General features: G+C 63.9%; 19 protein-coding genes. 8 read left to right on the top strand and 11 right to left on the bottom strand.

Annotated elements, in window-relative coordinates; translation table 11 throughout:
* Positions 1-75: 75 nt before the first annotated feature.
* The 3 genes from dapE to BLS27_RS17825 are packed head-to-tail and all read left to right on the top strand — an operon-like array spanning position 76 to position 2,436.
* Positions 76-1,227, top strand: coding sequence for a succinyl-diaminopimelate desuccinylase (gene dapE, locus BLS27_RS17835; RefSeq protein WP_090346060.1), 1,152 nt, complete (start codon positions 76-78; stop codon positions 1,225-1,227).
* Positions 1,227-2,039 carry a putative RNA methyltransferase gene (locus BLS27_RS17830; RefSeq protein ID WP_043215786.1) on the top strand — a complete coding sequence of 271 codons (813 nt, stop codon included), beginning with the start codon at positions 1,227-1,229 and terminating at the stop codon, positions 2,037-2,039. Before dapE ends, BLS27_RS17830 begins: the two co-directional genes overlap by 1 nt.
* 19 nt (positions 2,040-2,058) lie before the next feature.
* Positions 2,059-2,436, top strand: coding sequence for a hypothetical protein (locus tag BLS27_RS17825; RefSeq protein WP_043215785.1), 378 nt, complete (start codon positions 2,059-2,061; stop codon positions 2,434-2,436).
* Between the two features lie 97 nt (positions 2,437-2,533).
* On the opposite strand, the gene BLS27_RS17820 is transcribed toward BLS27_RS17825, so the two are convergent.
* A complete protein-coding gene (locus BLS27_RS17820; protein WP_011535295.1) occupies positions 2,534-2,743 on the bottom strand; it encodes a cold-shock protein in 210 nt (69 codons plus the stop codon).
* A 231-nt stretch (positions 2,744-2,974) separates the two neighbouring features.
* Here BLS27_RS17820 and plsB point away from each other — a divergent pair, with 231 nt between their 5' ends.
* From plsB to BLS27_RS17805, 3 genes are all read left to right on the top strand, one after another.
* Positions 2,975-5,461, top strand: coding sequence for a glycerol-3-phosphate 1-O-acyltransferase PlsB (gene plsB / locus BLS27_RS17815; protein ID WP_090346057.1), 2,487 nt, complete (start codon positions 2,975-2,977; stop codon positions 5,459-5,461).
* Between the two features lie 102 nt (positions 5,462-5,563).
* Positions 5,564-5,962, top strand: a complete 399-nt coding sequence (locus BLS27_RS17810) for a YbaY family lipoprotein (RefSeq protein WP_043215782.1) — start codon at positions 5,564-5,566, stop codon at positions 5,960-5,962.
* A 35-nt stretch (positions 5,963-5,997) separates the two neighbouring features.
* Entirely contained in the window at positions 5,998-6,687 is a 690-nt protein-coding gene (locus BLS27_RS17805) for a DUF4197 domain-containing protein (RefSeq protein WP_043215781.1), read from the top strand.
* 102 nt (positions 6,688-6,789) lie between these two features.
* On the opposite strand, the gene BLS27_RS17800 is transcribed toward BLS27_RS17805, so the two are convergent.
* On the bottom strand, positions 6,790-9,846 hold the full coding sequence (locus tag BLS27_RS17800) for an efflux RND transporter permease subunit (RefSeq protein WP_070572398.1): 3,057 nt from the start codon (positions 9,844-9,846) through the stop codon (positions 6,790-6,792).
* A gap of 6 nt (positions 9,847-9,852) precedes the next feature.
* Entirely contained in the window at positions 9,853-10,953 is a 1,101-nt protein-coding gene (locus BLS27_RS17795) for an efflux RND transporter periplasmic adaptor subunit (protein ID WP_090346055.1), read from the bottom strand.
* A 169-nt stretch (positions 10,954-11,122) separates the two neighbouring features.
* On the opposite strand from BLS27_RS17795, the gene BLS27_RS17790 reads away from it, so the two are divergent.
* Positions 11,123-11,764, top strand: a complete 642-nt coding sequence (locus BLS27_RS17790; RefSeq protein WP_043215915.1) for a TetR/AcrR family transcriptional regulator — start codon at positions 11,123-11,125, stop codon at positions 11,762-11,764.
* Positions 11,765-12,535: 771 nt separating this feature from the next.
* On the opposite strand, the gene BLS27_RS17785 is transcribed toward BLS27_RS17790, so the two are convergent.
* The gene (locus BLS27_RS17785; RefSeq protein ID WP_372240779.1) at positions 12,536-13,297 is read right to left on the bottom strand and encodes a class I SAM-dependent methyltransferase; all 762 of its coding nucleotides are present in this window, start codon (positions 13,295-13,297) and stop codon (positions 12,536-12,538) included.
* Between the two features lie 115 nt (positions 13,298-13,412).
* On the opposite strand from BLS27_RS17785, the gene BLS27_RS17780 reads away from it, so the two are divergent.
* Positions 13,413-14,036 (top strand): energy transducer TonB, encoded by a 624-nt coding sequence (locus BLS27_RS17780; protein WP_070575202.1) that lies wholly within the window; start codon positions 13,413-13,415, stop codon positions 14,034-14,036.
* A 2-nt stretch (positions 14,037-14,038) separates the two neighbouring features.
* Here BLS27_RS17780 and BLS27_RS17775 read toward each other — a convergent pair whose 3' ends face one another.
* From BLS27_RS17775 to ppc, 7 genes are all read right to left on the bottom strand, one after another.
* A complete protein-coding gene (locus BLS27_RS17775; RefSeq protein WP_090346157.1) occupies positions 14,039-14,695 on the bottom strand; it encodes an extensin-like domain-containing protein in 657 nt (218 codons plus the stop codon).
* 40 nt (positions 14,696-14,735) lie between these two features.
* The gene (locus BLS27_RS17770) at positions 14,736-15,566 is read right to left on the bottom strand and encodes an isocitrate lyase/PEP mutase family protein (protein ID WP_090346052.1); all 831 of its coding nucleotides are present in this window, start codon (positions 15,564-15,566) and stop codon (positions 14,736-14,738) included.
* A gap of 31 nt (positions 15,567-15,597) precedes the next feature.
* The gene (locus BLS27_RS17765; RefSeq protein WP_090346049.1) at positions 15,598-16,467 is read right to left on the bottom strand and encodes a DUF72 domain-containing protein; all 870 of its coding nucleotides are present in this window, start codon (positions 16,465-16,467) and stop codon (positions 15,598-15,600) included.
* 3 nt (positions 16,468-16,470) lie between these two features.
* The gene (locus BLS27_RS17760; RefSeq protein ID WP_070575208.1) at positions 16,471-16,758 is read right to left on the bottom strand and encodes a hypothetical protein; all 288 of its coding nucleotides are present in this window, start codon (positions 16,756-16,758) and stop codon (positions 16,471-16,473) included.
* 128 nt (positions 16,759-16,886) lie between these two features.
* The gene (tsaB, locus tag BLS27_RS17755) at positions 16,887-17,561 is read right to left on the bottom strand and encodes a tRNA (adenosine(37)-N6)-threonylcarbamoyltransferase complex dimerization subunit type 1 TsaB (RefSeq protein WP_090346046.1); all 675 of its coding nucleotides are present in this window, start codon (positions 17,559-17,561) and stop codon (positions 16,887-16,889) included.
* 88 nt (positions 17,562-17,649) lie between these two features.
* Complete coding sequence (gene adk, locus BLS27_RS17750; protein ID WP_043213782.1) at positions 17,650-18,300, bottom strand: adenylate kinase; 651 nt, start codon at positions 18,298-18,300, stop codon at positions 17,650-17,652.
* Positions 18,301-18,557: 257 nt separating this feature from the next.
* Positions 18,558-21,185 (bottom strand): phosphoenolpyruvate carboxylase, encoded by a 2,628-nt coding sequence (ppc, locus tag BLS27_RS17745; RefSeq protein WP_043213780.1) that lies wholly within the window; start codon positions 21,183-21,185, stop codon positions 18,558-18,560.
* Positions 21,186-21,195: the final 10 nt, after the last annotated feature.

Genomic DNA, 21,195 nt, shown 5'->3' with positions numbered 1-21,195 from the left:
TCCCAGTGCCCGTCTTATTCATTTGATATAAGATAACGCCCCTGTTTTCCCGCCCGCCTTGCCCCGGAGTCCTTCATGACGGCCCCAGCCGAGCTTTCGCCTACCCTTCAACTGGCCTGCGACCTGATCCGTCGCCCCTCGGTCACTCCCGTCGATGCCGACTGTCAGGCCCAGATGATGCAGCGCCTGGGCGCCGTCGGTTTCGAACTCGAGCCGATGCGTATCGAGGACGTCGACAACTTCTGGGCCACCCACGGCAACCAGGAAGGCCCCGTGCTGTGTTTTGCCGGCCACACCGACGTGGTCCCCACCGGCCCGGTGCAAGCCTGGCAACATGAGCCTTTCGAAGCCCTGATCGATGCCGATGGCATGCTCTGCGGCCGTGGCGCCGCGGACATGAAAGGCAGCCTCGCCTCGATGGTGGTGGCCAGCGAACGCTTCGTGCGGGACTACCCGAACCACCGCGGCAAGGTCGCCTTCCTCATCACCAGCGACGAGGAAGGCCCGGCGCACCATGGCACCAAGGCCGTGGTCGAACGCCTCAAGGCACGCAACGAGCGTCTGGACTGGTGCATCGTCGGTGAACCTTCCAGCACCAGCCTGCTGGGCGATGTCGTGAAGAACGGCCGTCGCGGCTCGCTCGGCGCCAAGCTGACCGTACGCGGCAAGCAAGGCCACGTGGCCTATCCGCACCTGGCGCGCAACCCGATCCACCTGGCCGCGCCGGCCCTGGCGGAACTGGCCGCCGAACACTGGGACGAAGGCAATGCGTTCTTCCCGCCGACCAGTTTCCAGATCTCCAACCTCAATTCCGGTACCGGCACCACCAACGTGGTGCCGGGCGAGCTGACCGCGCTGTTCAACTTCCGCTTCTCCACCGAATCCACGGTCGAGGGCCTGCAGGCTCGCGTGGCAGCAATCCTCGACAAGCATCAGCTGGAGTGGAGCATCGACTGGGCGCTGTCTGGCCTGCCATTCCTCACCGAGCCGGGCGAGCTGCTCGATGCGGTTTCGGCCAGCATCAAGGGCGTGACCGGTCGTGATACCCAGCCCTCCACCAGCGGCGGTACCTCCGACGGGCGCTTCATCGCGACCCTCGGCACCCAGGTGGTCGAGCTCGGCCCGGTCAACGCGACCATTCACCAGGTCGACGAACGCATCCTGGCCAGCGACCTCGACCTGCTGACCGAGATTTACTACCAGACCCTGGTACGGTTGCTCGCCTGATGCTCGCCTGCCCGCTCTGCCAGGCCGCCCTGACGCGGCTCGACAACGGCGTGGTGTGCCCCGCCGGGCATCGCTTCGACCGTGCCCGCCAGGGCTACCTGAACCTGCTGCCGGTGCAGCACAAGAACAGCCGCGATCCAGGCGACAACCAAGCGATGGTCGAAGCCCGCCGCGACTTCCTTGATGCTGGCCACTACGCGCCTGTCGCCCGGCGCTTGGCTGAACTGGCCGCCGAACGCCAGCCCGGCGCCTGGCTCGACATCGGTTGCGGCGAAGGCTATTACACCGCGCAGATCGCCCAAGCGTTGCCGCAAGCCCAAGGCTATGCGCTGGATATCTCCCGCGAGGCGGTCAAGCGCGCGTGCCGCCGGGCCCCGCAGGTGACCTGGATGGTCGCGAGCATGGCTCGCGTGCCGCTGCTCGATGCCAGCTGCCAATTCATCGCCAGCGTGTTCAGCCCGCTGGACTGGCAGGAGGCCAAGCGCCTGCTCAGCCCCGGCGGCGGGCTGATGCGGGTGGGGCCGACCAGCGGCCATCTGATGGAACTGCGCCAGGTGCTCTACGATGAAGTACGGCCTTACGCCGATGACAAGCACCTGGCCCTGATTCCCGAGGGCATGCATCACGCCCATGGCGAAGTGCTCGAGTTCCGCCTGAGTCTGGCCGAGCCCAAGGCTCGCGCCGACCTGCTGGCCATGACACCGCACGGCTGGCGCGCCAGCGCCGAAAGACGCGCACGAGTGATCGACCAGCCCGAGCCGTTCGACGTGACGGTTTCCATGCGTTATGACTATTTCGTGCGCCAAGACTGAGCACACCCGGAGCCTTTTTATGCGCCAACCCGATATCGAGATCTACCTCAAGGACACCGACGTCGACCACAAGCAAGTGGCCGAATGGCTCAGCCAGGCATTGGGCACTTGTAGCGAATGGCAGCAGCGTGGCCAAACCTGGAAATGCATGGCCGGTAACATTCCGGTCACCTGGGTACCCAAGGCTGTAGGGAAATGGAACAGCCTGTTCCTCGAAAGCGACCAGACGCCATGGGACGACGACATCGCCTGTGCTCGCGCTGCCTATGCCGCGCTGGGCGTCGAAGTGCGCTGCGCACCCGGCAGCTGGGCCGAAGAAGATGGTGAAGAAGATGCCGATCGCTGGATCCGCATCAGCGCCGACGGTGAACAGGAAATCACCTGGCGCACCCACTGAGGCTACTGCCGACACGCCGCAGCTTCACGTTGGATCGCATCAGGCTGCAAGCTCCACGGACAGCTTGCAGCTTGAAGCTTACTGCTCCAGACGGCGGTCAGAGACCGACGACGTCCTCAGCCTGCAGGCCTTTCTGGCCTTGCACAAGGGCGTACTCCACCTGTTGTCCCTCGACCAGGGTACGATGCCCCTCACCGCGGATAGCACGATAGTGGACGAAGACATCCGCCCCACCTTCACGCTGAATGAAGCCATAACCCTTGGCATCGTTGAACCACTTCACATTCCCAGTCTCACGAGACGACATCTGAACTACTCCGGATTTTTATTTTGAAGATCGCCTTGCAAGCACGAGGTCACCACCCCGTGCCGACGCAGCTCGCAGAAATATCTTGCAAGCTGCGGACCGAGTATATGACAGCGAACAAAAAAATTTCATGACTGGGCGTCGATTTGGCGAATTTTGCCGAACTTGCGCAGATACGGCAGACTAACTGCCTGGAATATCACTTAAAAATCTCTCCCAGGGCACACACCCATGACCCGTTCCCCCCTGCGCCGACTGATTTTCGGCGCCTTGCGTCGCCTGTTGTACCTGTGGGTGCGCTCCGAAACCATCAACCAGTCATCTCTGTCTCTGAAGCTCGATCGCAGCCGTCCCGTGTTCTACGCCCTGCCTTCGCCTTCGCTGACGGACCTGGCCGTCGTCGATCGCGAATGCACCAAGGCGGGGCTACCGCGTCCTGTGCTGCCGGTCAGTGTCGGTTCGCTGCAGGAGCCTGCGGCTTTCTTCTACCTGACGCCCGATCCGGACTGGCTCGGCCGTCATGACAAACGCGGCGCGCCCCCTACCCTGGAGCGTCTGGTCGGCGCAGTGAGCCAGCATCCGGAAGAGGACGCGCAGATCATTCCGGTCAGCGTGTTCTGGGGCCAGTCGCCCGCCAGTGAGTCCAGCCCCTGGAAACTGCTGTTCGCCGACAGCTGGGCGGTTACCGGCCGCCTGCGCCGTCTGCTGACCATACTGATCCTGGGCCGCAAAACCCGTGTGCAGTTCTCAGCGCCTATTCACCTACGCGAGCTGATCCAGCACAACAAAGGCCACGAGCGCACCGTGCGCATGGCCCAGCGCATCATGCGCGTGCACTTTCGCAACCTCAAAACCGCCGTCATCGGCCCGGACATCTCCCACCGACGCAACCTGGTCAAGGGCCTGGTCCATGACCCACTGGTGCGCCAGGCAATCAGCGACGAGGCCGAACGCGAGAAGATCCCTTACGCCAAGGCAGAAGCCCAGGCCCTGCGTTACGGCAACGAGATCGCCTCGGACTACACCTATACGGCGATCCGCTTCCTCGAAGTGGTGCTCAGCTGGTTCTGGAACAAGATCTACGACGGCATCAAGGTCAACCACATCGAGCAGGTGCAAGGCATCGCGCCAGGGCACGAGGTGATCTACGTGCCATGCCACCGCAGCCATATCGACTACCTGCTGCTCTCGTACCTGTTGTTCCGCAACGGCCTCACGCCCCCGCACATCGCCGCCGGCATCAACCTCAACATGCCGGTGATCGGCGGCCTGCTGCGCCGTGGCGGCGCCTTCTTCATGCGCCGGACCTTCAAGGGCAACCCGCTGTACACGGCGGTATTCAACGAATACCTGCACACCTTGTTCACCAAGGGCTTCCCGGTGGAGTACTTCGTCGAAGGTGGGCGCTCGCGCACCGGGCGCATGCTGCAACCGCGCACCGGGATGCTGGCCATCACCTTGCGTAGCTTCCTGCGCTCCTCGCGCACACCGATCGTCTTCGTGCCGGTGTACATCGGCTATGAGCGCGTGCTCGAAGGCCGTACCTACCTGGGCGAGCTGCGCGGGGCGAGCAAGAAGAAAGAGTCGATCTTCGACATCTTCAAGGTCATCGGCGCACTCAAGCAGCGTTTTGGCCAGGTCTATGTCAATTTCGGCGAACCGATCCGCCTCAATGCCTTCCTCGACCAGCAGCAACCCGGTTGGCGCGAGCAAGCCCTGGGCCCGCAATTCCGCCCGGCCTGGCTGAACGAAACCACCACCCGCCTGGGCGAGACCGTGGCACGTCACCTGAACGAAGCGGCGGCGATCAATCCGGTCAACCTGGTGGCCCTGGCACTGCTGTCCACCAGCCGCCTGGCACTGGACGAACGCGCCCTGACCCGCGTGCTGAACCTGTACCTGGCCTTGCTGCGGCAGGTCCCCTACTCCCCTCACACCACCCTGCCGGAGGGTGACGGTCCGGCCTTGATCGAACATGTCAGGGGCATGGACCTGCTCTCGGAGCAAAAGGACGCCCTGGGCCGCATCCTCTACCTGGATGAAGCCAACGCAGTGTTGATGACCTACTACCGCAACAACATCCTGCACATCTTCGCCCTGCCGGCGTTGCTGGCGAGCTTCTTCCTGAGCAGCTCACGCATGAGCCGCGAACTGGTCGGCCAGTACGTCAAGGCGTTGTATCCGTACCTGCAGGCTGAACTGTTCCTGCGCTGGACACCCGAGCAATTGGACGAGGTCATCGACCAATGGCTCGACGCATTGGTAGCACAGGGTCTGCTGCGCTTCGAGAACGGCGTCTATCTGCGCCCGGCCCCAAGTTCGCGGCAGTTCGTCCTGTTGACCTTGCTGGCCCGGAGCATCACCCAGACGTTGCAACGCTTCTACATGGCCACGTCCCTGCTGCTCAACAGCGGCCAGAACACCCTGAGCGCCGAGGAGCTGGAAGACCTGTGCGTGATGATGGCCCAGCGCCTGTCGATCCTGCATGGCCTGAATGCCCCGGAGTTCTTCGACAAGACGCTGTTCCGCCATTTCATCCAGACCTTGATCGACCAGGATGTACTGCGCCCCGACGGTCAAGGCAAGCTGGGCTATCACGACAAGCTCGGCGAACTCGCCGAGGGCGTGGCCAAGCGCGTGTTGTCGGCGGAGCTGCGCTTGTCGATCCGCCAGGTAGCGCTGCACCGCGATGAGCCGGTGGAGGTAGCACCCGCCTGAGATAAGCCCGGACGCAGTAGCCCCAACGCTGAAGACTCCGGAAAAATCCGCTAAAGTCCCTGAGGTTGGCCAAAAGCCAACCCCAAGGACACCGGAGATTCCATGAAAAAACTCTTCATGCTGTGCGGCGTATCCCTGCTCGCAGCCTGCACCAGCAACACACCCTCCCACCAGGCCAGCCTGGATGGCGAAGTCTACTATCTGCAACGCATGGCTCTGCCACCGGCTGCCACCCTGAGCGTGAGTTTGCAAGACGTCTCGCTGATGGACGCCCCGGCGGTGACCTTGGCCAACCAGGCCGGCCCGGTGAAGGGCAATGTGCCGCTGCCGTTTCACCTCACCTACGACCCGACCCAGATCAAAGCCGGCCACCGCTACGCAGTCAGCGCACGCATCGAGCTGGACGGCAAGTTGCTGTTCATCAACACCGAACACCACGGCGTGAACCTCGACGGCAGCGATCCGCAGCCTGTGCGCATCAAGGTCGACCCGGTGCGCTGAGCCCGCCCTCTCCCAGCTATAAGGAAATACCCAGCATGATTCGCACCTCCCTGCGCTTCACCACCCTGTGCGCCGGCCTGCTGCTGTCGGCCAGCGCCCTGGCCCTGTCGCTCGGCGACCTGAGCCAGAAAGATGCCACCGGCGGCCTGAAGGACGCCCTGACCCAGGGCGCTCAGATCGCCGTCAAGCAACTGAGCACGCCTGGCGGCTTCAGCAACAACCCGGATGTGCGCATCGAATTGCCAGGCAACCTGGGCAAGGCCGCCAAGGCCATGAAGATGTTCGGCAAGGGTGAGCAGGTCGAAGCCCTGGAAAACAGCATGAACAAGGCGGCCGAAGCAGCGGTTCCGCAGGCCCAGGCGATTCTGGTCGATGCGGTCAAGAAGATGACCGTGACCGACGCCAAGGACATCCTCAACGGCGGCCAGGATTCGGCAACCCAGTACCTGAACAAGAGCAGCCGTGAAGAAATCCGCGCCAAGTTCCTGCCGATCGTCAAGCAAGCCACCGACAAGGTTGGCCTGGCGCAGCAGTACAACAACTTCGCCGGCCAAGCCGTGGCCCTAGGCGTGGTAGACGCCAAGAGCGCGAGCATCGAGAACTACGTGACCGAGAAAGCGCTCGATGGCCTGTTCGAGATGATCGGCAAGCAGGAGCAGAACATTCGCCAGAACCCAGCCCAGGCCGCGACCAGCCTGGCCAAGAAGGTGTTCGGCGCGCTTTGAAGCGCGCGGCTGCAAGCTGTAAGTTTCAAGCGGTAAGCCACAAGCAAGACGCGAGGCCTGCGTGGCTCGTCCCCCTTGCGGCTTGCCGCTTGCCGCTTCCAGCTAGCCGCTTTTCCTCACTCTGAACCACGCCGCATACAGCGCTGGCAGGAACAACAGCGTCAGCACGGTCGCTACGATCAACCCGCCCATGATGGCCACCGCCATCGGCCCGTAGAACACGCTGCGCGACAGCGGGATCATTGCCAATACCGCCGCCAGGGCGGTGAGCACGATCGGTCGGAAGCGCCGCACCGTAGCTTCGATGATCGCCTGCCAGCGATCCAGCCCCGCCGCGATGTCCTGTTCGATCTGGTCGACCAGGATCACCGAGTTACGCATGATCATCCCCGCCAGTGCGATGGTGCCGAGCATGGCGACAAACCCAAAAGGCTGCCGGAACACCAACAGGAACAGCGTCACACCGATCAGCCCCAAGGGCGCGGTGAGAAACACCATCACCGTGCGCGAAAAACTGCGCAACTGCACCATCAGCAACGTCAGCACCACCACGATGAACAGTGGCATGCCGGCGTTCACCGAACGCTGGCCGCGCTCGGCATCTTCCACGGCGCCACCGACTTCCAGCAGGTAACCCTCGGGCAAGGTATCGCGCACCGTTTGCAAGGTTGGCAGGATCTGCTTGACGAGCGTAGCCGGCTGCTCCTTGTCATAGATGTCGGCCCGCACGGTCACCGTAGGCAGGCGGTTGCGGTGCCAGATCACGCCTTCTTCGAAGCCGTACTCCAAGGTCGCCACCTGGGACAACGCCACGCTCTGGCCGTTGTCGGTGGGCAGCGCGAGGCTGCCGAGGTTGCCCAGCTCACGGCGTTCCTGGCCGGTGCCGCGTAGCAGGATCTCGATCAGTTCGTTGTCTTCGCGGTACTGGCTGACCGTGGTGCCGGTCAGCGAGCTTTGCAGGAAGCTCGACAGATGCGCGGTGCTTACGCCCAAGGCCCGGGCGCGGTCCTGGTCGATCTCCAGGAACACCGCCTTGCTCGGCTCCTCCCAATCGAGGTGCACGTTCACCACATGGGGGTTCTCGCGCACCTTGACCGCTACCTCCCGCGCCAGGGCACGAACCTTCTCGATATGCTCGCCCGTCACCCGGAACTGCACCGGATAGCCCACCGGCGGACCGTTCTCCAAACGGGTGACCCGTCCACGCAGCTCGGGGAATTGCGCATCCAGCGTGGCGATCAACCAGCTGCGCAGGGCTTCACGATCCTCCAGGCTCTTGGCCAGTACCACGAACTGGGCAAAGCTCGCCGCCGGCAATTGCTGGTCCAACGGCAGGTAGAAACGCGGCGACCCCGTGCCGACATAGGCCACATAGTTGGCGATGCCATCCTGCTGCTTGAGCAGTGCCTCCAGGCGCTTGACCTGCTCGGTCGTATTGGCCAGCGATGCGCCTTCGGTGAGTTTGAGGTCGACCATCAGTTCGGGCCGGCCCGAGGCCGGGAAGAACTGCTGGGGCACGAAGCGGAACAGCAGGATGCTGCCAACGAAAGCCGCGACCGTCAGCACGATCACTGTCTTGCGCCGGCGTACGCACCACTCCACGACGCGGCGCACACGCTGGTAGAACGGCGTGCCATAAGGATCCGGACCGTGCGCGCCCTCGGCGTGACGCTTGGCCAGGTCTGGCAACAGGCGGTCGCCCAGGTAAGGCACGAAGACCACCGCGGCCACCCAGGACGTCAGCAAGGCAATGGTCACCACCTGGAAGATAGAACGTGTGTATTCGCCAGTACTGGAGGCCGCCGTGGCGATCGGCAGGAAGCCCGCCGCCGTGATCAAGGTGCCAGTGAGCATCGGGAATGCCGTGCTGGACCAGGCATAGCTCGCCGCCTTGAGCCGGTCGAACCCCTGCTCCATCTTGATCGCCATCATCTCCACGGCAATGATGGCGTCATCCACCAGCAGCCCAAGCGCCAGCACCAGTGCGCCAAGGGAGATCTTGTGCAGGCCGATGCCGAAGTAATGCATCGTGGCGAAGGTCATGGCCAACACCAGTGGAATGGCCAGGGCCACCACCAGGCCGGTGCGAAGGCCCAGGGAGAAAAAACTCACCAGCAGCACGATGGCCAGGGCTTCGACCAGGACCTGGACGAACTCCCCTACCCCTGCCTTCACCGCAGCGGGCTGGTCCGAAACCTTGCGCAACTCCATGCCCGCCGGCAGGTTGCGCGCCAGGCGGGCGAACTCGCCTTCCAGGGCCTTGCCCAGCACCAGGATGTCGCCACCGTCCTTCATCGAGACCGCCAGGCCGATTGCGTCCTCGCCCATGAAGCGCATGCGTGGCGCAGGTGGGTCGTTGAAGCCGCGATGGACCTCGGCCACATCCCCGATACGGAAGGTGCGATCACCTACGCGGATCGGGAACTGGCGAATCTGCTCGACGCTGTCGAAACGTCCGCTGACACGCAACTGCAAACGCTCGCTGGGGGTCTCGAAGAAACCTGCGGTGCTCACCGCGTTCTGCTCGCTCAGCGCCTGCTGCACCGCCTGCAACGGCACGCCGAGGGTGGCCAGCTTGAGGTTCGAGAGCTCGATCCAGATTTTTTCGTCCTGCAGGCCGATCAGCTCGACCTTGCCCACGTCCTTGACCCGCTGCAGTTGGATCTGGATACGGTCGGCGTAGTCCTTGAGCACGGCGTAATCGAACCCGGGACCTGTCAGTGCATAGATGTTGCCAAAAGTCGTGCCGAACTCATCGTTGAAGAACGGCCCCTGAATCTCGGGCGGCAAGGTATGGCGAATGTCCGCGACCTTCTTGCGGATCTGGTACCACAGCTCGGGGATGGCATCGGAGTGCATGGAGTCCCGGGCCATGAACGTCACCTGGGACTCGCCTGGACGCGAGAACGACACGATCCGCTCGTACTCGCCGGTTTCCATCAGTTTCTTTTCGATGCGCTCGGTGACCTGCCGGGAGACCTCCTCGGCGGTAGCACCCGGCCATATCGTGCGAATGACCATGGCCTTGAAGGTGAACGGTGGATCCTCGCTTTGCCCCAGCTTTGTGTAGGACATCGCGCCAATCGCGCCCAGGAGGATCATCAAGAACAGCACGATCTGCCGGTTGCGCAAGGCCCAGGCGGAAAGGTTGAAACCCATCGGGAATTACTCCTTGGTCGCCAGGTTCACATCACGGTTGGAACGGTCCACGGGCCGGACCTGCTGGCCCTCGCGCAACACATGGCCACCTGCGGCCACTACCCAGTCATCCGCCTTCAGCCCTTCGAGCACCGGCACGCTGTCATCGCCATAAGGGCCCAGGCGCACCACCGCGCGTTCGAGGCGGTTGTCCTTGCCGATGCGCCAGACGTAGGCCTGCCCCTGTTCGGCCGTAACCGCCGAAAGCGGCACCGACAGCGGCGCGCGTTCAGCGTGGGCAATGAACACTCGCGCGCTTTGCCCCAGCTCGGCCGGCGTGCTGGAGGTGGTGAAGGCAATCCGCGCAGCGAAGGTACGCGAGCGAGGATCGGCCGCCGGAGACAGCTCACGGATGCGCCCCGGATAACGCGCGTTCGGGTGCGACCACAGCTCCACACTCACCGTTTGCCCCACGCCAAAGCGGGCGAATTGCTGCTCCGGCAGGCCGATGAGCACTTCTCGCTCACCATCGGCGGCCAGGGTGAACACGGTCTGCCCTGGCGCCACAACCTGACCCACCTCGACCTGACGCTTGGCGATCACGCCTGCTTGAGGTGCTCGGAGCACGGCGTACTCCGCCTGGTTGCCGGCCACGTCGAATTCCGCCTTGGCCTGCTTGAGACGCGCCTGGCCTGCGCGATAGAGGTTCTCGGCGTTGTCGTACTGGGAACGGCTGACCATCTGCCGCTCCAGCAGCTTCTGGTAGCGATCGCGCTCAGCCCGCACCAGGGCCAAGTTGGCTTCGGCGGCAGCGAGCTGGGCGCGGTTGGCCTCCAGTTGCAGACGGACATCCTGTGGGTCGAGCTCGGCCAGCGGCTGGTCGGCCTTGACCCGCTGCCCCTCCTCCACCAGGCGCTTGCTCACCTTGCCGCCAATGCGAAAGGCCAGCTCAGGTTCGAAGCGAGCCCGCACCTCGCCGGGATAACTGTCGGCCGAAGCACCCGTTGGCTGGGGCTGGACCACCAACGCCGGGCGCGGCACAGCAGGGGCCGCGGCCTCCTGACCGCAAGCGACCAGCAGCAACGCCAAGGTGGCGGGTAAAACGATGGGCACGGCATGACGCAACATGATGGATGTCCTTTCGCGAGGAGCGCCTCGAATATTTATACTGGCGAGTATATTAAGTCAGGACACCAGGGTCGGGAAGCGGGTAACACAGAGAAAAACGTATTAACGATCCACGCCTTTAGCAGCCGGATGCGCTGCGACCCGTTAAGATGGGGGACTTTTCATCATGATGCGGATTCCCATGTCCAACGACGCACCCACTGGCCCTGGCCGGCCCAAGGACCTGGCCAAGCGCGAGGCCATCCTCGAAGCCGCCAAGACCTTGTTCCTGAGTCTTGGCTATGCGAACACCAGCATGGATGCGGTCGCTGCGGCGGCAGGTGTTTCAAAACTCACGGTCTACAGCCATTTCAACGACAAGCAGACGCTGTTTGGTTCGGCCGTCATGGCGACGTGTCAGACCCAACTGCCTGACCTGATCTTCGAGCTGCCCGAAGGCGTTCCGCTGGAACAGGTGCTGCTGAATATTGCCCGGGGGTTTCAGGCGTTGATCAGCAGTGACGAGTCGGTCAAGTTGAGCCGGTTGATCATTGCCTTGGGGAACCAGGACCCTGGCTTTGGCGAGTACTTCTGGGAGGCGGGGCCCAAGCGGGTGCTGGCCGGGATGGAAGCGCTGCTGGCCAGTGTCGCGCAGCGGGGGTTGCTGGCGATCGACAATCCCTTGCGGGCGGCTGAGCACTTCTTCTGCTTGGTGAAGGGGGCGCCGGATTATCGGTTGCTGCTGGGGTGTGCGCCGGCGTTGACGGTGGAGGAGGCGGAGGTGCATGTGCGGGAGGTGGTTGGGTTGTTCATGCGGGGGTACCGGGTTTAAGGGCTTGGGCTTTGAGGCTGTGTGAATATCCGGTGTTGGTGGGGGCGCCACCGGCGCTTTTCGCCTTTACGGCGACCTACTTTTGCTCTTGGGCAAAAGTAGGCAAAAACCGCTGGCTCCCACATCCGGCCCCTGCGCTGCGCTCCGGGGTTCCCTGCGCTCCGGTGCCTTTCGGGGCTTCGCGGCCTCCGGTTTGCTGCGCAAGCCTCCATCTCGCAACTTCGGCTGCGCCGAAGGGCGCTGCGCGCCTGCCCCTACAGACACCTCCACTCGGCCTCCTGAGGTCGCGATGGGTGGCGCCTGGACTATCGCGCATCAAAAGCAACAGCAACGGCAAACAAGCTGATTAATTTGTTGTTTGTGCCGGTGTTTCGCGGGTTTACCCGCGATGGGCGGAACATACCCCACAAAAACCCCTGAATGAAACAACGCCAACCCAGACGCCGCCCGTAACTTGCGCCCCATCAGCAGGCCGAGCGGAGGTGTCTGTAGGGGCAGGCGCGTAGCGCCCTTCGGCGGTAGCCGAAGTCGCGAGATGGAGGCTGGCGCAGCCAGCCGGAGGCCGCGAGGCCCCGTAAGACACCGCAGCGAGGGGACCCGGTGCGAAGCGCCGGGTCGGATGCAGGGGCGCGCGGCTTTTGGTTACTTTTGGCCAAGACCAAAAGTGACCCGCCGTAAGGGCGGAAAGGTGAATCAGCGTCGACAAATCAAACGGATAAGCCCACAAACCTCAAAACCACAACCCAGCCCCAGCCGCAGCCCCAAACCTAATCAAGCCTTGAGCGCCTTCTTGGGATAAATGTCATACCGACTCGATTTCCCCTCCAGACTGTGGCTCGGCTTGGGCCCATCGATAATGGGCGCCTTGCGTGGCCGCTTGACCACAACCCGGTGGGAAGCCAACGCCAACGCCGCCTCCAACAACGCCGGCGCATCCAGGTCATCACCGACCAAGGGCCGGAACACCCGCATTTCCTTCTTCACCAGCGCGCTCTTGTCCCGATGCGGGAACATCGGATCGAGATAGATCACCTGGGGTGGCTCGCCCTCCCAGGCGCGCATGCGCTCGATGGCGTTGCCGGTCAGCAGGTGCATGCGCTCGACGATCGCCCCCACCTCGTCATCCCCACGCGCCCGCGCCAGCCCATCCTCGAGCAAAGCGGCAATCAGCGGCTGGCGCTCGATCAGGGTCATCTGGCAGCCCAGGCTGGCCAGCACGAACGCATCCTTGCCCAAGCCTGCAGTGGCATCGAGCACCTGGGGGCGGACGCCTTGGGCGATGCCGACGGCCTTGGCGATCATCTGTCCGTTACCCCCGCCATAGAGCCGTCGATGCGCCGCCTGTCCTTCGACGAAGTCCACCCGCACCGGTCCCGGCGCCTGCGGCCCTAGCTGCTGGATCTGCAACCCATCAGGCCCGACCTGCACGGCAAACCCCGCCTCGTCATCCACCAGCGGCACACCCAGGCGCTCGGCCCACACTTGTGCCTGGGCCTGGAACTCAGCCGACAACGCCTCGACCCTGATACCCATGCCCTGCTCTAGCTCCACCATCGGTTCGCGCACTCGAAAAAATTAATGAAATCCCGGCCACCGCCGATACACGCAGTATCCGCTATTCTGCCAGAGCACAACGCGCGCGACTGCCATGTCAGAAACCCTTCCCATCGGCTTGACCTACCTGTCGCCTGTTGGCAACTACGGTCGACAGAACACCCAGGCACTCGGGGGCGTAAGCCACCTGTGGCAGGATTTCTTCGCCCGCGCGTTGGCCGAGCAGCAAGGGACGGAAGCGGACCCGGTCAGCCAAGCCATCGCCAAGCAGGTCGACAAGGAAAGCGGTGAGCCACTGGGCGGTGTGCGCACCCTGGCGCAGATCCATGTCCAGCGTAGCTGCGATGTCCACGACACCGAGGTCAAGCCGCCCGAGCCGCTGTTCCTGCCAAAGGCCGAATTCGAGACCGAATTGCTGGAAAACGCACCCGAGCCGTTCAGCACCGCCGAACTGATCGAACAACAGCGCCAGCTCGACTTGAGCAACAGTTGGTTGCGCCCAGTGGTCATGAGTCAGGGCCATCCGCTTCCCGAGCCTGGCCCGGCGCCGTCGCCGCGGGCGTTGTTCCTGCCCATCGCCGAGTTCGAAACGGATCTGTTGGAAAACGCCCCCGAGCCCTACGACGAACCCACCTTGGCCAAACAGCAGAACGATCTGGAGTTCGACCTTCACTGGGCGCGCCCGGTAGTGCTGAACAACGTGCGCACGCACGCCTGAGCTCAGCGGCAGACCTGCCAGAGCCCCATGTCCAGGTGAAAGTGGTTGTGGTGCGCCGCGTTGTAGTCCGGCCCCAGCACCGTATTGAAACTGTTGCAGGCCGCGTCATGGACCTCCCGTAAAAACGCCGCCTTCTCCCCGCCCTTCTGCCAATCCCTCGCCAGCACGATGCGTTGTCCATCCTTGAGGCGAAAACCCGTGATATCCAATGCATTGGCGCTGGCATGCTGGCTGAGCCGACCTTGTTTACGGTGGTACACATTTCGGCAGGCAAAGCTGCCCAAATGCTCGACCTGGGCCACGGACTGGCCAAAAATTCGTTGCGCCGCGGGCTGCAGTCCATGCTTTTCGAACAACGCGTAGGCCACCGCCAATGGGCAAGACGCCAGGAAGCTGCTGCTAAGGCGCGCTTCGCCAGTTTCGATTCGCCACACGTTGCGCAGCGGGCAATTGGCCGTGGGCGCGCTGTCGGCCTGTGGCCGGTAGCGCAAGGCCGATGTCTGCAACGCCTGCAGGCACAAACGTGGGTTCTCGCGCAGGCGCGCGAGCTTGTAGGGCGTCAGGAAGTTGGGCGGCTGGCGCACGTCCAGCACCGCCCAGGGGTTCCAGGCGGCAGGTGGTCGCCAGCCCAGATGCCACGCCAGGGCCGCCATTGCCATCAGGCCGACAACCAGCAGCGTGGCAACACGCACGGGCGCCTCAGCGACGGAACAGGTCGTTGAGCTCGGCAAACGGCAGGGCCTGCGCGCTGTAGCCGAACGAGCCCTGATCACGGATCTCCAGCGCCGCCCGCTGCAACGCTCCCAGCGCGGCGCGTGCGAGCGAGGAGCCTACGCTGATGCGCTTCACCCCCAGGTCCTGCAACTGGTTCACGCTAAGCGGCACACCAGCCAGCCCCATCAGCACGTTGACAGGCTTGGGCGCGACCGCCTGCACCACGGCGCGGATTTCTTCGACGTCGCGCAGGCCTGGGGCATAAAGCACATCGGCACCCGCCTCGGCATAGGCTTGCAGGCGCCGGATGGTGTCATCCAGGTCCAGGCGCCCGTGCAGCAGGTTCTCCGCGCGGGCGCAGAGGGTGAAGGGAAACGGCAGCGCACGAGCAGCCTGCACGGCGGCGCGCACCCGCTCCACCGACAAACCGAAGTCGTAGATAGGGTCGTCGCAGCGACCGCTGGCGTCTTCGATCGAGCCGCCCACCAGCCCTACCTCGGCCGCGCGCCGGATCGTCTCGGCACAATCCTGTGGCAGGTCACCGAAGCCGTTTTCCAGATCGGCGGCCACAGGTAACGGAGTCGCATCGACGATCGACCGGGCGTTACTCAGGGTTTCCTCCAGACTCAAGGCGCCTTCGGCATCCGGCCGCCCCAGGCTGAACGCCAAACCTGCACTGGTGGTGGCCAGGGCCTCGAAGCCGAGGCTTGCCAGCAGGCGGGCAGAACCTGCGTCCCAGGGGTTGGGAATGACGAAAGCGCCCTCACGCTCATGCATGGCCTTGAAGGCTTCGGCTCGCAGGGTTTGCACATCCATGGTCTCAACCTCGGCAGATAGTCAGGAGTCGTCAGAGTAGTCCCAGTTGTTCGACCTCGGGCGCACGCGGCAATTCCGGCAAAGGGTCAAGACCCGGCAAACGCGCCATCAGACGCTCATGAAAACGCAGGGCCAGGGCTGCGGCCTGCAGGTTGTCGGCGGTATGCAAAAAGACATAGGGACTGCGTCCTTCTTCGATCCAGGCGCCAACCTTTTCCACCCAGGGCGTGAGAAAGCTCTCGTTGGCCTCCAGCACCGGATGCCCGATGAATCGCACCTGAGGGTGCTGGCTGAATGCAGCCGGACGTGGCGGGACCCGTGGTTTCTTGGACTGTGCATGCAATACACCCGGCTCGCGCGAGGTGCAACTGAACAGCGCCCGTGGGTCCAGGCAGATGCGCTCGACACCCCGCTCGTGCAACAGCCGGTTGAGCTGGCGCTCCTCTTCGCCCCGGGCGAAAAACGCCTCGTTGCGCACCTCGACCGCCACCGGCACGCCGATTTGGTCGAGAAAATGACACAGCTCGCCAAGCCGCGAAGGGCCGAACTGGGCCGATAGCTGCAACCAGTACGGCGAAACCCGCTCGCCCAACGGCGCCATCAGCCGGGTGAATGCAAGCGCGGACTCCAGATGCTCACGCAGGTCACCCTCATGGGTCACATCACCCGGAAACTTGGCGGTGAAGCGAAAATGCGTGGGCATGACCTGCGCCCAACGCTCCACCGTGGCAGGCGCGGGACGAGCATAGAAGGTCGTGTTGCCTTCGACGGCATTGAACACCCGGCTGTACAGGCCGAGAAATTCAGCAGGACGGGCGTCGGCGGGATAGAGGTAGTCGCGCCAGGCGTTTTCGCTCCAGGACGGACAACCGAGAAAGTAAGGCAGGGGCGATGGATTCATCCATCAAATGTACAGGTCCAACCCCAGCACTTCCATCTCCCAGTCGGTGAAACCGGCGGTGGCCAGGTAGCTGGCCAGAGCGGTAGCGGTGCGTCGATCACGGGCACGAGGAAAGATCATGTCTTGCTGGCGGGCTGGCAGACCACCGGAACGGCGGTTGGTGCGGGGCTCCTGAGGGGCTTCGACGTCCTCGACCAATTCGGCATCGTCGATGTTCTCGTCGCGCACCGGTGCCTTGCGCGGGGTGCGCTTGATCGGATAGGACTGGGAGGAGAAACCATCGATACGCATGGACAAGGCACTCAGGATCAATGATGGCAATTTAGCAGCATCAGAGATCCCTCGCTAATGCCCAATTGATAACTGGACCACAGTTCGCACAAAAGGTTGCGACGTCGCTGCGCCGACTGACGAGAGGCTCAGCGCGCCTTGGGTGTCGCTACGTTGTCGCGCAGGTACACAGGTTGCGCCTGCTCGGCCAGGATGGCCTCGCCGCGTGCCCAAGCGAAGCGGGCCAGCTCGAGGATGTCCAGGGCGTTGGGCAGCGAGCTGGCATCGCTTGCGCTCACCGGCACGGCCAGCCGTTCGCCATAACCCCATCCGGTGCCGGCGCCGAACCACTCGCCGGTGCAGGCCTCCGGTAGCTGCACACGTTCTGGCGGCAACACCGCCTCGCGCCCTACCAGGCGCATCTCGCCGTCATGGGCTTGATAGCAGCCCCAGTACACCTCGTCCATACGGGCATCAATGGCGGCGGCGACCTGCTGCACCCCGCGCTCACGCAGCGCACCCTGGGCCAGCGCCGCCAGATTGGAGACCGGCAGCACCGGGCGCTCGAGAGCGAAGGCCAGGCCCTGGACCACACCGATGGCGATCCGCACCCCGGTGAACGCCCCGGGGCCACGCCCGAAAGCAATGGCATCCACGTCGCTGAGCGCCACGCCTGACTCGGCCAGCAACTGCTTGATCATCGGCAGCAGCTTTTGCGCGTGCATGCGCGGGATCACCTCGTAATGGCTGGTCACCTTGCCGTCATGCAGCAGAGCGACGGAACAGGCTTCGGTAGCGGTATCCAGGGCCAGCAGGGTGGTCATCGAACGAGGTATCCAGGCAACGGGGAAAAGAGCGGCAGTATAAACGACAACGGCCCGCAAGCGGGCCGTCGTGACGCACGGAGATGGATCAGCTCAGGGCTGCCAGCACCTTGGCAGTGATCGCCTCGACCGAGCCGACACCTTCGATGTGGCTGTACTTCGGCTTGCCGTTGTTGGCGGCCGAGAGTTTCTGGTAGAAGTCAACCAGCGGCTTGGTCTGGCTGTGGTATACCGACAGGCGGTGACGCACGGTCTCTTCCTTGTCGTCGTCGCGCTGGATCAAGTCTTCACCGGTGACATCGTCCTTGCCTTCCACTTTCGGCGGGTTGTGCTGAATGTGGTAGGTACGGCCCGAAGCCAGGTGCACACGGCGGCCGGCCATGCGGCCGACAATCTCTTCGTCGTCAACGGCGATTTCGATCACGGCGTCGATGTCGACACCTGCGGCAACCATGGCCTCGGCCTGGGGAATGGTGCGCGGGAAGCCATCGAACAGGCAGCCCTTGGCGCAATCCGGCTGGGCGATGCGCTCCTTGACCAGGCTGATGATCAGCTCGTCGGAAACCAGTTGGCCGGCATCCATGACTTTCTTGAGTTCAAGGCCCAGCGGGGTGCCGGCCTTGACGGCGGCACGCAGCATGTCACCGGTGGAGATCTGTGGAATACCGAACTTCTCGGTGATGAACTTTGCCTGAGTACCTTTACCGGCCCCGGGAGCTCCCAGCAGAATTACGCGCATCTTGTGCTCCTCATATTTTTCTATGTAAATCAACGGATTCGGCGCAGAAGGCCAAGTCCGAAAAATCGGGTGAGACCGAAAATCGGTCAAAAGGCTGCTCAAGATACACAGCGCCCAGCAACCAGACAAGCGTCCCAAAGTTGCAGGAAATCGCCACTTGGGCCCGTTTCACAGCGCGGTTGCGCCCGGCGCAACCTGCCAGCACAACCTCGGCCGAGGGGCCTGCGGCCCCCAGCCAAGGTCAGGCGCCGAACGCCTCAACCGGTATTGCGAAGACCTGCGGCGATACCCGCCACCGTGACCAGCAGGGCCTGCTCCAATGGGCTGTCCAGAGCGGCTTCCCGGCTGCGAGAGCGCGCCAGCAATTCGGCCTGCAGGCGATGCAGCGGGTCCAGATAGGTATTGCGCAGGCTGATGAACTCCAGGGTCTCGGGGCTGTGAGCCAGTAGCACCGATTGCCCGGTCAACCCCAGCACCACCTGGCACGACTGCGACAATAGGTCGCGCAGATGTGCCCCCAGGGAAAGCAAGTGCGGTTGCACCAGACGTTCGTCGTAGGCCTTGGCAATCTCGGCATCGGCTTTCGCCAGCACCATCTCCAGCATGTCGATTCGGGTGCGGAAGAACGGCCACTGTTCACGCATCTGTCCCAACAGCTCGCCCTGCCCACGCGCCAGGGCATTGCTCAGGGCCGTCTCCCAGCCCAGCCAGGCCGGCAGCATCAGGCGCGTCTGGGTCCAGCCGAAGATCCACGGAATAGCACGCAGGCTCTCGATGCCGCCGGCACGGCGCTTGGCCGGACGGCTGCCCAGCGGCAGGCGTCCGAGCTCCTGCTCCGGCGTGGACTGGCGGAAGTACTCGACGAAGTCGGGGTTTTCCCGCACCACGGCGCGATACGCCTTGACGCCGTCGGCAGCAAGCTGGTCCATCAGCTCGCGCCAGGCGGGCTGCGGGGGTGGCGGCGGCAACAGGGTCGCCTCGAGCACGGCGGCCAGATACAGGTTGAGGTTCTGCTCGGCGATGCCGGGCAGGCCGAACTTGAAGCGGATCATTTCGCCCTGCTCGGTGGTGCGGAACCGCCCGCCCACCGAGCCGGGTGGCTGCGACAGGATCGCCGCGTGGGCGGGCCCGCCGCCTCGGCCGACAGTGCCACCACGGCCGTGGAACAACAGCAGCTCGACCTGATGCTCTCGACAGATGCGCACGAGGTTTTCCTGAGCCCGGTACTGGGCCCAGGCCGCCGCTGTGGTACCTGCGTCCTTGGCCGAGTCGGAATACCCGATCATCACCTCCTGCGGTCCATGCAAGCTGGCACGATAGCCCGGCAGGCCCAGCAGGCGCGCCATCACCGGCCCGGCGTTGTCCAGGTCGGCGAGGGTCTCGAACAGCGGCACCACGCGCATGGGCCGGGTCAGGCCGGCCTCCTTGAGCAGCAATTGCACAGCCAGCACATCGGATGCGGCCCCGGCCATGGAGATGACATAGGACCCCAGCGAAGCCGCCGGCGCGGCGGCAATCTCGCGGCAGGTGGCAAGCACTTCGGCAGTCTCGGCGTCGGGCTTGAAGTGCGCAGGCAACAACGGCCGGCGGTTTTTCAGTTCCGCCTGAAGGAACGCGATGCGCTGTTCCTCGTCCCAGTCGGCATAGCGCCCCAGGCCCAGGTAGTCGGTGATTTCGGTCAGCGCGTCGCGGTGCCGGGCGGCATCCTGACGCACGTCCAGGCGCACCAGGAACAAGCCGAAGGTCACGGCCCGGCGCAAGGTGTCGAGCAGCGGGCCGTCAGCGATGACACCCATGCCGCATTCATGCAGGGACTGATAGCACAGCTCAAGCGGCTCGATCAGCTCGCGGTTGCTGGTCAGCACATCGGCCCCAGGTGCCTGGGCGCTGCTCAGCGCCGCGTGGGCCCAGGCACGGGTGGCGCGCAGGCGTTCGCGCACTTGCTTGAGCAACGCACGATAAGGCTCGGCACTGTCACCCACGCGCTCGCGCAGGGCATTGTTGGCCTGCTGCATCGACAGCTCGGCAGCCAGGTAGTCGATGTCACGCAGGAATAGGTCAGCCGCCATCCAGCGGGCCAGCAGCAGCACTTCGCGGGTCACCACCGCGGTGACATTGGGGTTGCCATCGCGATCGCCGCCCATCCAGGAGGCGAAACGGATCGGCGCGGATTCCAGCGGCAAGCGCAGACCAGTCGCTTCGAATAACGCGTGATCTACCTTGCGCAGGTGGTTAGGGATCGCCTGCCACAAGGAATGCTCGATCACCGCGAAGCCCCACTTGGCCTCGTCCACCGGCGTCGGCCGGGTGCGCCGGATTTCCTCGGTGTGCCAGGCCTCGGCGATCAGACGCCGTAAGCGCTCACGCACCTGTTGGCGCTCAGCAGGTGTCAGGTCACGGTGATCCTGCGCAGCCAACTGGCCGGCGATGGCATCGTATTTCTGGATCAGTGTACGGCGGGCCACTTCGGTGGGGTGGGCGGTGAGCACCAGCTGGATGTCCAGCTTGGCCAACTGCCTGGCGAGGGCATCGTCCGAATGACCGGCCTGCTTCAGCCGGGTCAGTAATTCCGGCAGCACGCGCGCTTCGAAAGGCTCGGGTTGGCCAACATCGCGACGGCGGATCAACTGGTACTGTTCGGCGATGTTCGCCAGGTTGAGAAACTGGTTGAAAGCCCGAGCCACCGGTAGCAGGTCGTCGTCGGCCAGATCGCCCAAGGTCGAACTCAGTTGCTCTGCAGCGCCACGGCGGTCGGCCTTGGCACTGTGGCGGATGTCTTCGATCTTCTGCAGGAACGCCTCGCCATGCTGCTGGCGAATGGTCTCGCCCAGCAGTTCACCCAACAGATGGACATCCTCACGCAAGCGTACATCGATATCGGTCATCGGCCTTCTC

This window comes from Pseudomonas guariconensis, from assembly GCF_900102675.1.
GTDB classification, from domain to species: Bacteria; Pseudomonadota; Gammaproteobacteria; order Pseudomonadales; family Pseudomonadaceae; genus Aquipseudomonas; species Aquipseudomonas guariconensis.
The sequence above is the reverse complement of the archived record's forward strand: the minus strand, read 5'-3'. Positions and strand labels throughout refer to the sequence as shown.